7 protein-coding genes are annotated in these 14,759 nt (G+C 69.5%); 2 read left to right on the forward strand and 5 right to left on the reverse strand.

Annotated features, from left to right (window positions below):
* The first annotated feature begins 386 nt into the window (after positions 1-386).
* Both A39O_RS0111990 and A39O_RS0111995 read left to right on the forward strand, forming a co-directional pair.
* Complete coding sequence (locus tag A39O_RS0111990) at positions 387-2,405, forward strand: hypothetical protein (protein WP_020504898.1); 2,019 nt, start codon at positions 387-389, stop codon at positions 2,403-2,405.
* A 199-nt stretch (positions 2,406-2,604) separates the two neighbouring features.
* Entirely contained in the window at positions 2,605-3,711 is a 1,107-nt protein-coding gene (locus A39O_RS0111995; protein ID WP_020504899.1) for a hypothetical protein, read from the forward strand.
* A 140-nt stretch (positions 3,712-3,851) separates the two neighbouring features.
* Here the strand turns inward: A39O_RS0111995 and A39O_RS0112000 are convergent, their stop codons facing one another.
* The 5 genes from A39O_RS0112000 to A39O_RS0112020 are packed head-to-tail and all read right to left on the reverse strand — an operon-like array spanning position 3,852 to position 14,759.
* The gene (locus A39O_RS0112000; protein WP_020504900.1) at positions 3,852-5,306 is read right to left on the reverse strand and encodes a hypothetical protein; all 1,455 of its coding nucleotides are present in this window, start codon (positions 5,304-5,306) and stop codon (positions 3,852-3,854) included.
* Positions 5,303-7,027 carry a TRAFAC clade GTPase domain-containing protein gene (locus A39O_RS0112005; protein WP_020504901.1) on the reverse strand — a complete coding sequence of 575 codons (1,725 nt, stop codon included), beginning with the start codon at positions 7,025-7,027 and terminating at the stop codon, positions 5,303-5,305. Before A39O_RS0112005 ends, A39O_RS0112000 begins: the two co-directional genes overlap by 4 nt.
* The gene (locus tag A39O_RS0112010; RefSeq protein WP_020504902.1) at positions 7,017-9,320 is read right to left on the reverse strand and encodes a coiled-coil domain-containing protein; all 2,304 of its coding nucleotides are present in this window, start codon (positions 9,318-9,320) and stop codon (positions 7,017-7,019) included. Before A39O_RS0112010 ends, A39O_RS0112005 begins: the two co-directional genes overlap by 11 nt.
* 28 nt (positions 9,321-9,348) lie before the next feature.
* Positions 9,349-12,267, reverse strand: a complete 2,919-nt coding sequence (locus A39O_RS0112015; RefSeq protein ID WP_020504903.1) for a Zn-binding domain-containing protein — start codon at positions 12,265-12,267, stop codon at positions 9,349-9,351.
* Between the two features lie 2 nt (positions 12,268-12,269).
* Complete coding sequence (locus A39O_RS0112020; protein WP_020504904.1) at positions 12,270-14,759, reverse strand: hypothetical protein; 2,490 nt, start codon at positions 14,757-14,759, stop codon at positions 12,270-12,272.

Consider the following 14,759-nt stretch of genomic DNA (forward strand, 5'->3'; position numbering starts at 1 on the left):
CCCTTGTTCACACTCCACTGATGCTTACTTGGGCTTTGGTTCCGGGGCAGGGCGGACTTGATGGTGATCCGGTGGTCGGCACGGTACCGCCGGAAGTTGCAACCGTGTTGACGCGCTGGCTCCAGCCGGACCCCAATCAGCAGGATAGTACCGAGTACCTGGGCTGGGCATGTCTCCCCGCTGGGGACTATTACTGGGTGGGGTGTTGCCAAGGCGCTGGTGGATCACTGGAGAAGGGTGTAACCGTGAACGTTGCGGGTTGGCCCCTCGACGGCTGCGATGAGACCTTCGATCCTGGTGCCTGCTTGGGCAATCGAGTCGCCGTTACTTCCGGTTCACCCGCGAGGGTCGACTGTGAAAGGCCGCCGGTCGCCTCGGACGAACCTTTGCGTAACCTGGCGGTGGAGTTGCTCACGCATCTTGTCGATGGCATGGTCCGGGGTTGCCCCGTATTGGTGGCCACGACAAAGGAGTTGCTCTGCCTGGGCCCCAGCCTCGATTTCTTGGTGACCGCAGCCGCCTTTGCCAGGGCGGGGCTTCCGACCCGGTTGCGGCAGCGTTGCCGGGTGCGCATCCCGAGTCAAAATCCCGGACGGTTTCTCGGTGCGGAAGGGGCCGACCTTCTGGTGATCCCAACCGATCAGACCGAGCCAGCCCTGATCGCTTGTCGGGACGCGACGATCCTGGATCGTCGCGGGGTTCGCCAGGTGGGGAGCGAACCTGCCCCGACGGCGCGGGCCTATGCCCTCGCGGTGTGGGAGGAAGCGACCCGTTTTCCCCAAGGCTTAACCGCCTTCGGCGCGCGCTTCGACCGGCTATGGGACGGCGCCTGGCCGCTGCCCCAGTCACTGGTCGACCTGATCCCGACCGTCTTCAAGCTCGGTGTAGCACTGCACGGGAGCCCTCAGCAGCGCGCCAATCTCTTTGCCAACCACCTAATCGAGAGAGCCAAGAACGCCGAACTGCCCTGGCGGCTGCTGATCTCGGACGACGAGTGGCGGACTTTCCCGGAGGACCGTTTGACGGCCTATCTCCTGCGCGAGCCCGGCGGGCTGACCGCTGGCGAGTTGGCGCTGCAACGCGCGATCGAAGGGACCTTCGGCGTCGGTGGGGTTCGCATCGATTCAGGTGTCCACTCCTGGTGGGACCGCGAGGACGCGGCTAAACGCTCTCGTCTTTTGACGTTGGCAAGAAGTACACCGACCCTGATTTCACCCACCCTCATGGCCAGCCTGTTCGGCGGCCTGAGCTTGGCCACCTTGCTTGGCGACGGCCCCGTCTCGGGGCTCCTCGCGGCGGAGCTCGACGCCGGTACCCTGGGGCGCCGCGCGACAGAGGCGGCGACCTTGACCTTCTTAGCCGCGGATGCCGCAGTGACCGGGATCCTGTGTCGGGCCGCACGTCGCGGGCTCCTCGATCTCTCCTGGATTGCCCGCGTCATCGAGCACGGGGAACCGGCGACCATGAGCCAGGTGCTCCTGGGCCTGGCTTCTTACCCGGAAGAATCTGCTTCATGGGGTGAAACCACGGAGCGATTGATCGCCGCGGTGCGGGGCTTACCGCAGGTGGATGGGGCCACAGTGCTGACCCTGGCCCGCATCGCTGAAGGAATCGACCCGGCGGTACACCCCGGGGTCTATTTTGGCCTGTTGGACCTGGTCTGCGCGGCCGAGCCCGCGCCGGGCGCCCTGTCCAGCCCACTCCTGGAGCGACTGTGGCCGCTCCTGGATGTGATTGGTGATCCCGTGGCCAGGCGCCGGGTCGCGGCGGAACTGCTCGGGGGGCACTGGACCTGCCCCGGCCCCGGTTTACTGATCGACACCAGCGGCACTCTGCGGCCGGCCTGGCTTCACACCCTACCCGACCTACTTCTGGCCAGCCCGGAACTGATGGTCACTATGACCTTGAAGGAGTTGATCCGGATGCGGCCCGGCCGGAGGGGTGACCCCGCGCCCTGGGCAGCGGCCGTGACCAAGCGCTGGAGGGGCGACCCACCCACCGTCACCGATGCGCTAATCGCCGCCGACGCCTGGTACGACTGGCGACGGCACGCTGTCCTCGACCCGGGGGAGGGTCATCAGTCCGCCATGTCGTGGCTCGTCGCCCCCGCATGGGTCCATCACCGTGCGGCCGGCCCCGAGGGTTTACCGCCCCACTGGCACCGCGGTCATGGACGCGCTCCAGACCGCCGACCCCCCGAGTGCAACTGGGAAGCTTGGCGCCAGGTCATGATTGACCTGGATACCGGTCTCGCCGCGGTACACGTCCGATCGATCACGGCACCGCCGACCCATTGGCCTTGGATTTACTCAAGGGAGCAGGAACAGGTCGCTGACCTGGAGGCGCGATGTCTCGACACGGAAGGCCGGGACTGGCTGCGGCAGGCTGCCGCCAGGGACACCTGAAGCCACCGCGCCGGGGACGCAATTCCTCGCTGATGAGCGCAATGCTCTGGGCGCGGTTGCGGGTGTTCGGCGCGTATGCGGATGGTACCGGCCAACCGTGAAGTGACGGCGATGTGCCTGGTAGTCATGCGCGGGTCGTGATGGAATGATGTCTACCGGCGTCGCATGACCCGGCCGGAGCGAAACAACGAGCGTGGCTATGACCGATCTGACGTACCTTGCCCTCAATGCCAAGGGGGCGGTGACCGCCCTGCCGCTGACCCCGACGGCAGGTGCCGAGGCGCGGCTGACCCTGACCGCCCTGCCGGGATCCGGGGGGCTGCACCTGGCGGTCCTGGACGGCGGCGCGGTGTGTCTGCGCTGCGAGATCCCCGCGGCGGACGAGGAAACGGTGGAGATTCGCTTAGGTGCTCTGCCGGGGCCGCGTTTCGCATTGGATACCGGGCCTCGGCTCGCGGTGGTACTGCCCGCTGAGGCCCGCTATGCCCCCCTCGACCCGATCCCCGCGCCGGTGGCGGGGCAACCCTGGGATATCGCGCTGGTCATCGACGGTACCACCCGCATTCCGGATCCGTCGTCCCGGGATGGGCAGCGGCGCCCGTTGCTCGCCGACCCCGACCTCTGGCCCGCCATGGCGGGGCGCATCGCCGACTTGGTGGAGCGGTTGGCCCAGGGCTCGGGCGGGTCGAGTCGGGTGACGGTGCTGGCCTTCGGCGACGCGCCGCTCCCCGGGGTCTCGGACCCGGGGCTACACCGGGGCGCTTATGTGTTGCGGTGGGGCCTCGCCGGCGATGGACATGGATTCACCCCGGTCGGGCGGGTCGATCTGACCCGAGTCTTGACCGATCTGCCGGACAGCCCGGGTGGCGATTTTACGGATGCCTTAGGGGACGCACTCTACGCGTGCAGCCAACTGCATTGGCGCACCCAGGCCCGGCGGCTGGTGGTTCTGTTCGGCGATTCGCCGGGCTATGCCCTCGCCGCACCGGTCCCGCGGGGCGGCAATGCCAGGGCCCGCCGCCACGATGTCGACATGGAGGCTAGACGCTTGCACCGGGCGGGGGTGGAGATACTGACACTCTACCAAGCGCAGCCCTGGCCCACCGGGGGTGTCGGTGATCCCTTGACGGCGCAGCGGCGCGAGCTGGTCCGCCATGTCGTCGACCAGTATCTCCGCCTGGCCTCCGAGGCGCGTTTGGCGGCAATGGCGGAAACCTTCGATGTGGAGGCCGTCGCCGCGACCCTGCTCGAGCGCGATTATCCCTTGGCCCGCGGACCCTCCGTCGGCTGGGCTGGACCGCGGTGACCGCTCGGCGGTTGTGCCGGGGGTCGCGACTGGCCGGGATTACCCTGCGCCCAGCAGCGTCTCAGTGATAGCATTCGGACGTGATAACCGGACAAGGGGCGGGTTTCAAACCCGCCCCTACACCAGGGTCTGTCTGGATATCAGGTACCAAGGCTATCGCTGTCCGGCACTATTGCAGACGCTGCCAGGCAATCTTCGATCATGGCACGCAACGCCGGGGCGGTCTCGTCGAGGTCGCGCCACCGTGCGAGCCAGGCCCTGATTCGCATCCGGACGACCGCCCTTGGACAGCCGAGGCTCTGGTGCAGGATGCGGCGTAAACCGTCCTCGCCGTGCTTGCCGAGACTGGCCCCGATCCGTTTCGGGTGGCTGGCGAGTGCCGGGAGCAGCGCTGGGACCCAAGGACTCTGCGGCAGTCCGACGAGACTCAGGGTCTCGGGGTGGGGGAGGAAACACAGGGCCGCGGCGCGCAGTTGATCGACCTTGAGTCCCCAACCGCGTTCATCGGCCCAGTGTGGGCGATCCCCGGCGACTTGCGCAACCCAGCGGCATAGAGGATGTTGGCCGGGGCCGCCGGGCATCGCCAGGGGGCCGGTCACCTGACGCAGGATCCTGCGCAACTCCGCCATATCGAGCAGACGGCGGTGTGGGTCAGCCGTAAATTGGGCGAGGGTCGTCAATAGGGGGCTGACTTGACAACGCTGCGCCTTGAGGTTCGTACCCGTGCCTGGCCGTCGCTCCGCCAGGAGCGCGGGGTCCTGGGCGAGCAGGGCAGTGACCAAATGTTCGGCCAGTTCCAGGTGCTCCGATGCCACCGTGGCCGGAGGCCAGCCATGCCCCGTTGCGATGACTACGAAGTCCCAGTTGCCTGCCAGATCCTCGGGGTCCAGGGCCTCGGCGGGCACCCATCCGGCCAGGGAGAGAGCGGACGCGGCCTGCGGCGGGAGCGGCAGCAACAGGGCCGCCAGTGCCTGCGGTCCCAAGGGACCGTCGGGTAATGCCAGGCATGCCGGCCGCACCCCGGACAGGATCTGAGCATAGAGGTTGCGCAGGCACTCCTGGGTGACTCGCTTGCCCAGTTCATCGAGCCCCTCGCCGATCGTCCGGGCCAGCCAGTCAGGACCCAGACCAGTCAGTTCCAGCGGATCCAGGGGGAGGGCATAGTCCGGGTCGCCCCAGCGTCCAAGATGTTGGCGGTCCCGCCAGACCCAATGCTCCAGTCCGGTCGCGGCGGGCAACAGGGCCAACGCCGCTAGTGGCGGCGGCACCCCGGGGAACGCTCGCCAGGCGAGGACCTGGCGCTCGAGAAACCCGCCGCGCCCGGCGGCATCCTGGGCACGACTCGGATAATAGGCGGCGGCCAGGTAGCCCGGACCGAGCGCTCGCCATCCGGGTGTCCGGGCTGGCCGGTCCTCGGCCCCCAGACGCAGTGCCCGCGCGGGATCCCAGGCCCCCGCTGCAACGCCTGGGCTGCGCGCCAGCCAACGGAACTCGGGCGGACCGCTCTGGATCTTGCCCCAGATCCCGCGCTCGCAGGTCAGGTTCCAGGGCGGTGGGGCGGCACCCTGCAGCGCGGGCCAAGCGGGGAGGGTCATGAGGTCTCGGCACCAGGCGTCGCCGCTTCCAGCCGTTTGAGTACCCAGGTCAAGGGGTCGAGGAGATGGAGTGGATGCGACTGACTGCTCAGGCGGGGATTCAGATCCTCGTCGAAGAACACTGCCGGGGTGACGGCACCGTGCTCCACCCAGACTCCGGCGGCGGAAACCGGAAACAGCCGGTAGGTCGCGAAATGGTGTTCCAGGCTCTGCAAAATGTCGTGTTCGACGCGCGCCCGCACAAAGGCGTCAGGGTCTTCCAGGGCACTGCGGTAGTGCGCGGCGGTCGTGATAAAGGCGTCGGCCTTCGCGAGACAGAAGGCGACGGGGCGGGTGTCGCGCCCCCCCTCGCGCGTTTCAGCCACCGACATACGGTCGAGTGCGTCCTTGAACGCTTCGCGTTGGAGTGCGACCTCGAGCAAGGGATCGAAGAGCAGGATCAGCCCGTCGGCCGTGGCAAGCTGTTGGTAAACCGCGTCGGTCTGCAACCGGAAGTCCTCCCCCGCACGGTCCTCGACCTCGATCATTGCCTCGGCGCCGGTGCCGCCGTGGACCAGTCGGCACCGAACGGGGCTTGCCTTATCCACCGGGGTCGGTGCCGGAAAGCGGTTCTGCGTCTGCAATCGAGCGCGCAGGGCACGGAAGAAGCCCAGACTATCGGGTCCGGGATAGACCCGCCATTCACTGTCGGTGGCATGTTCCAACTGCAGGTAGAGTTGGGCCAGGTAAGCGGTCTTGCCGGCCGCGGCGAGGCCCCAGAGGACCAGGCGGCGGGTTTCCGGTGTGGTCGTGGGGGGCGCTTTGGGCGTGGCGGGGGACGGCCGCGTGGTCGGTCGGGTCTGCAGGCGCCGGGGGTCGCCGGCAAGGACGGCCGCCGCCATGCGTTCGGCCGCCGAGACCTGGGTCTCGTCCGCCGCGGCCGCCCGGACGGACGCGGTGTCGGTCGGTGCGCCGCCCAGGATCAGGTCCCAGGGGTGCACGGTCTGGCCCGGACGAAGCCGGCGCGACGGCAGCCAGGCGACCAAGCCCAGGCGGTCCGCCCGCTCCCGCGCCAGTGGCAGCAGCAACGCGGCGAGGGCAGCGCCGGACAAGGGGCCGGTGAGTCCCGGCAGGGCGATGCCCTTGGCGCCGGCCAGCAGCCGGGTATAGAGCGCCGCCAGGGCGGGCGGGTCCGTCGCCTCGGCAAGCTCCCGACAACCGGCCAGAATGGTCGTCTGCAGGTCGATCTCGTCGAAGGGGATCTCAGTGGTCTCGTCGGGTGCCAGCGCAAGATGGAAGCCGTCCGCAAAGTCCCCGTCGTCCCCGGACTTGCCCCACCAGATCGTGTCGTCGAGGCGTTCGGCTTGCGGGAGCAACACCAATGCCCCGAGGGCCGCCGGCAGGTCTTGGGGGCGGCGCCACTCGATCAGCTGTTTCTCCAGTCCCGGGCGGCCGCCTGCCGGGGCGCGGCTGGGGTAACAGCGGACGGCGTAGTGGAGGCTGCCCGAACTGCGCCACGCGAGCGTCACCCACGGAACGTCCTCGTCGCCGAACGCCAGGCTGCGCTCGATGCCCTCCGCACTACCCCCAAACCCGGCGCTGGTCGCGAGCCAGTGCGGCCCGGCGCCGGCGCCTGGTTCCCTGCCCCAGACCGCGCGCTCGCAGCGCAGGGGGGGCAAGGGATGTCCGACCCACCCGGCCAGTGCCGGCCAGTCCTGCCAGGGGTTGGTTCTAGAGGTCATGCGCTTGGGTCTCCATCCGGGCGGCGATGAGGTCGTGCAGGTCCAGGCGCAGCGCGTCCGGCGGTGGCTCGTGACGGGGCAGGGCGGCGAGGCGTTGCAACAGCGCCTCGGCCTGAGGGTCCGTGGGCCGGCGCCGCAGGCCCCGCAGTTGGGTGATGTCGGCGGCATCCTGCACCGCCGCCAGACGGCGGCAGTGATCCTCCAAGGCACCGAGCAGACGCGCCGCCTCGTCCAGTTGAGCCGACTCGGCCCGAATCGGGCGCACGACCTGGTCGGTTGGGGCAATCAGCGCCTCGATGCGTTGGGCCCACTCCGTGCAGGCTTCCGGGAATTCGGGCACTGGCGTACAGAGATTGAGCCGTCGCAGGCGCTCACCCAGTGTCTTGCGCAGGGACCTGACCCGGCTCTGGGTCAGTTCGACCGGTTGCAGCACCTGGCGCATGGCCAACCCGAGCCCATGGAGCCGACGGGCCTGGTCCAGCGGGTCGATGTCCGCCGACAGTTGCCACTGCGCCAGGAGGTGGCGTTGCTCGCTGATCTGCCGTGCCTGCAGCGGACCCAGGCGGTCGGCGTCGATCGCGGCGGCGCGCTGCAGCAGATCCTCACGCTGTTGCTGCAGATGGATCAGCGCCTGCTCGAGCCCGGTCTCGGCGGTTTCCAGGGAAGCCTGAGCGCGGTCGAGGGCCAGGCTGAGACCGGTGGCTGATCGCAATTGGGGTGGGGCGATCTCGCTCAGGTCGCCGAGTCCCAGGATGGGAATGGCCCCGAGCAAGCGCTGGATCTCGGCAGCCCGTCCGTGCCGGGCGGCCAGCCTGGCGACACCGGTCGCCAGCAAGTCCGCCTCCAGCGTGTCCAGGCCCTGGTCCTGGACGTCGGCCTGCGCCAGCATCTGTTCAAGGCGGACCGACCCCGTGGCTGCGAGCTCGGTCAAGCCCGGGGGCGGCTGTCCAACGCGTTGCGCCAATTTCGTCAGATCGGCACAGCGGGCCGCGACGGCGGTGCGGCGGGCCTCCAGTACTGTCCAATCCTGGTTGATGTCCTGCTCCAGGGTGTCGAGGCGCGCGCCCAGCTCGCGCAGGGTGCCGATGCCGTTCAGTAGCTCCGCGCCATCGGGGATGGCCTCCATCTGCTTCAGTTCCAGCGCGAGGTCGCGCAGTCGGCGGTCGGCGGCGTCGAGACGCGGCCGCTCCGCCAACCGCGCCGCACGCTCGCGGCAGGTCTTCGTCATGTCCGCATAGCTCGTGACAAGCACTTGGCTGTTGTTGCTGACCACGGACCGGAAATCCTCTTGCGCCTGGGTGCAGTTGTCGCGCCAGGCGGCAAAGCCTTCAGCATCCGCAGGAGTGGTCTGTCGCAGTTCAGTCCAGCGTTGCTCGAGCGGTGCATCCTGTACCCCGACATCCCGCAACAGCGACCGCTGGGCATCGATCTCGGCCAGCGCGAGGTGTTGCCGCTCGGCGGCGAGTTGCTGGAGCCGGCCTTCCAGAACCGCGGTGCGGACGCGCAGGACCTCGAAGGTATCCTCGTCCTGGTTGGTCCAATCTTGTCGCTTGCGGGTGAACTCTTGCGCCAGCCCGTCGCACTCCGGGCAGGGCTCGCCGAGCGCCGCGCGCCACTGCAACAGCCCCTGGATACGCCCCCCCAGTTCCTGGAGCCCGGGCGGTTGCGGGCGATTGGCGAAGTCTTTCACCGGTTCGAGCAGAGATTGGAGTGCGGCGATCCAGTCCGCGCCGACTCCCTCGGTAAGCAGGCGCTGACTGAGCACCGGCAGGTCCGCACTCAGTGCGGCCCGACGGGTCTCGGCCTGCAGCCGCTGGAGCCAGTCCTCGGCTTCACGATAGAGATCCAAAGCCCGCTCCAGGTCGGGCAGGGCGTCCAGGACCGTTTTGAGGCGGCGGCGCTCCGCGGGCAGCGCCTCGGCCGCGACCGTCGCTTCCCCGGTCCCGGCGAGCTCATCGGCAAGTGCCTGGGCCCGTTCGAGGAACCAGGCGCCAAGGCGGCTATCGCGCACCTGGCCCGCGGTGTCGCGCAGGCCCCTCAGGCGGATGGACAGGGACTCGGCTTCGTCGGTCAGTACGCTCAGTTCGCTGGCCAGGCGCGCGAGTGCCGCCGCGCGAGTCTCCAGGGCTTGCAGGTCCCGGCCCCGGATCATCCAGGCCAGACGCTGCGCCTGCGCCTCGACCTCGTGCAGCAGGCCGAGACGACGGTCATGGAAGCCGCGCAGGCGCGGCGGCAGCGCGCCGAGGTCTTGCAGGCGTTGTTGCAGCCCGCGCAGGCGTTCAGTCGTGCTCATGATTCCTCCCAGGGTATCCCCATGCGGCTCAATCCAGAATGGCGGCGAGTATCCCGAGGGCCTCGCCGCGATAGGGCGGCTGGGCGGACAGCCCGCCATGGGCGCGCCCCAGCGGGGAGCGCAGGCAGGCGGGGCAGCCTTCGGCGCTGGCGCAGGGGCACGCGCTGAGCCAGGCGCGCGTGTCCGCGAGCAGTTGTTCCACGAGCCCCTGGTCCGCCTCGATGGCCTGCGCGAGTCCGATGCCCCCGGGGTAGAGGTCGACGAAGAGCAACCCCCAGGCCGGCCGGCCGGCCAACAGTCGTCCCTCGCAGGCGACGATGGCGATATCGTCCTCGGCGATGCCCACATGCACGGGAAGACTGTGGCGCAGGGCTTGAGCCAGTGAGTTGAGTCCGCTCGGGAAGTCGCGCAGGCGTTCCGCCTCGATTTCCAGGAAAAGACCCTGGGTGTGCATGGACAGGCTGGAAATGGGGTTATAGGTCCCACCTTGACCCGCGGTCCAGGTACCGCTCACGGGGTCGCGGGCGTACTCGAGATAACCGGAGATGTCCTCCTGATAGTCCAGTGTGACCAGCGAGCGTGCCAGGGGCAGGTGGCCGAAGGCGATGCGCTGGCGGCCCGGGACGGCAGCAATTCGGCCGAGGCGCGGGGCGAAAACCCGCCAAGTCGACACGGCGGCCTGTTCCCGCCGGCACAGGATGCCCGTACCCAGGCCTGCCCCGTCGCCGCCTTGGGCGTCGAGTACGGCGGCGACCGAGCCCCAGGGCTGGACGCGGTAGCGCCGGCCGGCGTGGACGAAGACCCGCTGCGGATAGGCGCGAATGGTGATGCGCTCCGGGTCCAGGCTCAGGAGTCGGGGCTCGCCCTCCCCGGCCGCGGGATCGATGACCGCGACCAGGTCTGTCCCCACGGTATCCAGGGGACGGGGGAAGTCGCGCGTGATGCGGCCGCTGAACTCGAGCTCCGCCACCAGGCGGCCGTCCTTGAGGTGGCGCACATCGCGGCGGTCGATCAGGCCCTTGGAGGCGAGTTGGCGCAATACGCGCTGGATCTCCGAACCCTCGTGATGGAAGCTGGCCATGAGACCGCTGGTGACCTCAGGCAGCTCGTTCAGAGCCAGGAGCAGATGGCGTTGAACGACGCCCGGCTGGGGGCCGGTGGCCACCAGGGTCCGGCTGCGCCGGAACAGCGCGGCGGGGTCTTCCATCAGACGCCGCAGGGCGTAGCCCACATAAGGGTTGCCGAAGGCGAGACAGAGGCCGGCGTGGCGCGACCGCAGTCCGGGGACGGCGCGCCCCCCGGCGGCCAGGATCAGGGCCAGTGACAGGACCTCCGCCGCCCCGACTTCGCGGATTTCGGCCCCGGCCGTGGCATTGTCCGCCTCCAGGCACGCCCGCAGGGGGCGTCCGGCCACGGTCTGTTGGAGGAAGGCCCCGGCCTCATCATGGTCCAGATGCTCAGGGATCACGGCGTAGGTCGGCCAACCGGCGGTCACCGAGGCGCGCGCGGCCCCTAACACGGCCTCGGTCACGGGGGGCCGGGTTTCGGCCCCGGCCGAGGCGGCGGCGGTCGGCTCGAGCAGGTGCAGCGACAGCGGTAGGGCGAGGCGCGGTGGGATCACGACCTGGGTCTCGGGCGGGAAACGCTGCGGGAGGGATTCGCCTAAGAACGGGATGAACCGGGCGTCGGGCGTGTGGGCCGCACGTACGAATGCCAGGTGACGCAGGTCGCGGCGCCCGTGGCGCGAGGTAAGCCGATGCAGGCGCTGCGAGATCGCCCAGAAGTTGGCCGCCGGCACCCCCGAATAGCTGTGCAGGTCCCAGAAGACGATCAGGCCCACCCGGTGGAGCAGGGCGCGGTCCTGCTCCAGCTTCGGGATAAGTCGGCTCGACAGAGCCTCGGCATCCGTCACCCAGACGAAGGCGCGTGGATGCGGGGCCGCGCCCGGGCAGGGTGCGTCCACCGCGGCGGCGTCGGCCAGCCAGCCGGTGAGGGTAGTCGCAAAGGCGGTCGCCGCCGCGGGGACCAAGACCAGGGTGGTGGCCTGAGCGCGGCGGCGCACGATCTGTGCCGCCAGGGCCAAGGATTCGATCTGTCCGCAATCCTCAGGGGCCAGGATGAGCCGGTTGCAGGCCCCCGCGGTGCCGTCGGCTGTATTCAGGAACTCCTCGATGGCCGCAAACAGTTCCGGGGTCGGCTGGTGGCGGGACAGTTCCGGCCAGTGCCCGGCGAGCCCGCCCGGCGGCGGGGCGGTCTGGATCTGCGCGGTCGCCGGGTAGGACGCCAGGGTCGTGACCGTGAAACCTTGCCGGCGCATCGCGTCCGGCCAGTCGGGCAGTGGCGGCGGCGGGGCGGGTTGGGGCTTGGGAGTGCGCACCCGGGCGGGCGGGTCCTTGCTGAGCGCGACCCCGACCAGGGTCGCCAAGGTCAGGGCCAGTGCCGACCACAGTGCCGCCGGGTAAGGGGCGGATGCGGGTCCCAAGGATGCGGCCCCCGCCAACAGGGGCACCAGCAGGGCGAGGACCGGGATGACCAGGACCCAGGTCCGGGTGTCGCGTCGGCCGATGGCCCCGGCCAACCAGCGCGCGCGCTGGGGCTCGGTGCCACGGGGGAAGTGTGCGACGGTGAGCGCCAGGAGCCAGGGCACCAGCGGCAGGCACAGCGCTATCCAGTAGGCCCCTTCCGGTCCGAAAGCCAGTCCTCCGGAGGCGTCGGGCATGGCGTGCCGACCCGTGCGCCACAGGTCATCGCGGAGCCACTTGAGCCACCAGGCATGGAGCAGCCCCAAGGTGAAAAGCGGGATCGTCCAGGCGGTGACCCGGGTCCAGTACAGCCCGCGATCGAGTCGCGCCAGGGCGGCCAGGCGGTCGGCGATGACGGCGATGGTGGCCGCGGCGGCAAGCAGCAGCAGCGCCGGGAGCCAGGTGGGCAGCGTGAAGCCGGACATGGTCAATCGCCCAGGCCGGTCGTCGGGACCCCGGTGACGACCTCGAAGAGATAGACTCGGGTATCGTCCTTGCCTTCATAGATGTTACTCACCCCGTCGACCTTGGTACCCTGTTTCCAGGACGACGGCATGACGCAGCAACGGCGGCTCACCGGGGTATCCGCGGCGGGGGCGAAGGCGAATGCCAACGAAAAATCGGGACGCTTGAGCAGGTCCGTGATGGCCGTCTGCCGCAGTTGCTGTTCGGTGCTGTCGGACGCTGCAAGGGCGGCCTTGAAGGGGCGGACATAGCCTTGGCTGAGCAGCGCAACGAACTTCAACGGGTCCAGGAAGGCGTCGCAATAATGCCCCGCCCAACCGCGACAGGGCCCAGGGTCTTGATGCAGCTCCTTGGCCGCGTCGCGGGCGGCACGTTCGTCCCATCCTTGAAAGGGCTCCGGGAGATCCGCCTGGTAGGCGCGCCAGCGCTCCTCGGTCAGTGGATTCGTCTGCAACATCCGCTCGAGGTCACCCGGTGCCTCGACCCACTGGCGGACGCTGAGTTGCGGTCGACGCGGTTTGCCTTGGACACCCAGGGGGTCCGGGTGTTGCCCGTGCAGGCGCAGGAACCCGCCGAGCTGCTCGCGCAGCCAACCCAGTTCTCGACGCCGTTGCGCCAGGCGCTCGCCAAGTTGACCGAGGAACTGGAGTGCCTCGCCCGCCAGGGTGGCGGTGAGGTCGGCGCGGGCCTGCTCCAGGTAGATGGTCAGGGGATCGTCCTGGGCGCGGATCACGGCGGCGAAGCGCCCAGCCGCGGGGTCCAGATAGAGGTCACGGGCACGGGCGATGCGCCGGTGTACGCCGCGACCGAGCAGCAAGTTCAGAAGCGTCGCCGCGAGTGCGCCTAAGACCAGCGCCAAGGGGGCCGGCTCGGCGAGCCATTGGGAGGCTTGATGAAGCCAATGGCGTGTTTGGGCCAAGGGGTCGGGTTCCGGCAGGCTCAGCAGGAAGGCCTGGGCAAAGGGCGCGAGACCCAGGCCCAGAAGCGCGCCGAACAGCAGCCAGAAGGGCGTCAGGGCGCGGCCCTGGCGACCGATCCATTCCCGCGATTGGCTGAGAAAACGCCGGTGCAGGTCGTCAAGCCCAACGGGACCGTCGCTGCCGCGGGGACGATGGGCCGCGACTTGGGCCTTTATCAAATCCGTGACGGCGGCCTTAATCTCCTCCTGGACGCTGGCCAGCGGGACCGGCTCGCGCTCGTCATGCAAGTCATCGATGATCGCCTGGCGCACCTTGTCCCCTTGCTGGAGGTGGCGCTTGCGCAGGTCGAGGACCACCTGATCAATGGTCCGGGCCAGGTCCAATTCCAACTCCCGACACCCCTGCCGGAAACGCAGGCCGGCGCGCTCGGCCCAGTCCGGGGTCTCCTGGTTGGACAGCGTCAGGATCGCGTTCACCAGACGGTCGACGCCGATCCGCCAGCACTTGACCAAGGGGTCTTCGACCCCGGGGGTTGGGGTGCTGACCTGACGCAACGGGGCCAGTGCCGCGCGCACGCGCGTCGCCCGCGGCCGGGGGGACTTGTCCCCGGCGAGATAGGGCAGCCACTCCTGACCGAAGCGGGCGGCGGCGATCTGCCCGAGGAGTGCCGGGCTGCGCTCCAAGAGGCGGATGCCAAAGGCAGCGAGGGGCGGTTGGCCGTGGCTCGGCTGGCGGTAGAGCCAATCGAAGTCCGCCCGCTTCCCTTCGAAGAGCAGGAACTCCAGAAACAGCGTCGCCTCGTCCAGGCGGGCGTCGCGGTCGCGCTGCGCGCCCGCGGTCTTGCTGTCCATGAGATAAATGCGCCCCGGTCCCGGCCGGTCGCGGCCAGCGCTCTCCCAGGTCCGCGCCGAGTTGATCAGCGCGCGGCGTAGGCGTCGGGCGTCCTCGTTCCTGGCCCAGAAGTCGTCGAAGTCGAGTACCGCGATACAGTTGACGACCTGTGCCTCGCTGCCGACCCGGCGCAGGGTCGGGTCATCCCAGAGTGGACGCAATGCGGCGCGCAACAGGTTATCGATCTGCCCCAGGGCCGCCGCGGTCCCCGGGCGCGCCAGCACGATGAGATCGAGTCCGTGCACGGCACCCTCCTGACCGGGCCGTTCCCGGCGCGCCTGGGGTGAGAGCAGCGCCCGCTTGGCTTCGTCCACGGCCGCCCCGAGGGCCTGCTCTGGGGTGGCCGACTCGCCTTCGGGAGCGACCTTGAGGATCTGCCGATAAAGGTCGCGGAAAAACTCCGTGTCGGTGCCGACGGCGGCCGGGTCGGGGAGGTGCTGATCGGGGACGCCCGCCAACCCTGGGCGATCCGGTAGCCACAGCAGGGCGAGGTCGCGCAACTGGCGTTCACCGGCCCCGGGACCACCCTGGGGGCGGCGCGTCCAGGACAGCACGCCGCGCGGGGCGGCGCTCGTGAGCAGGCGTTGCAGGACGTCGCGCCCGAAGTCGCTGTGCCCCACCAGGATCGTCGCCCTGGACAT

Source organism: Lamprocystis purpurea DSM 4197, assembly GCF_000379525.1.
Taxonomy (GTDB): Bacteria; Pseudomonadota; Gammaproteobacteria; order Chromatiales; family Chromatiaceae; genus Thiodictyon; species Thiodictyon purpureum.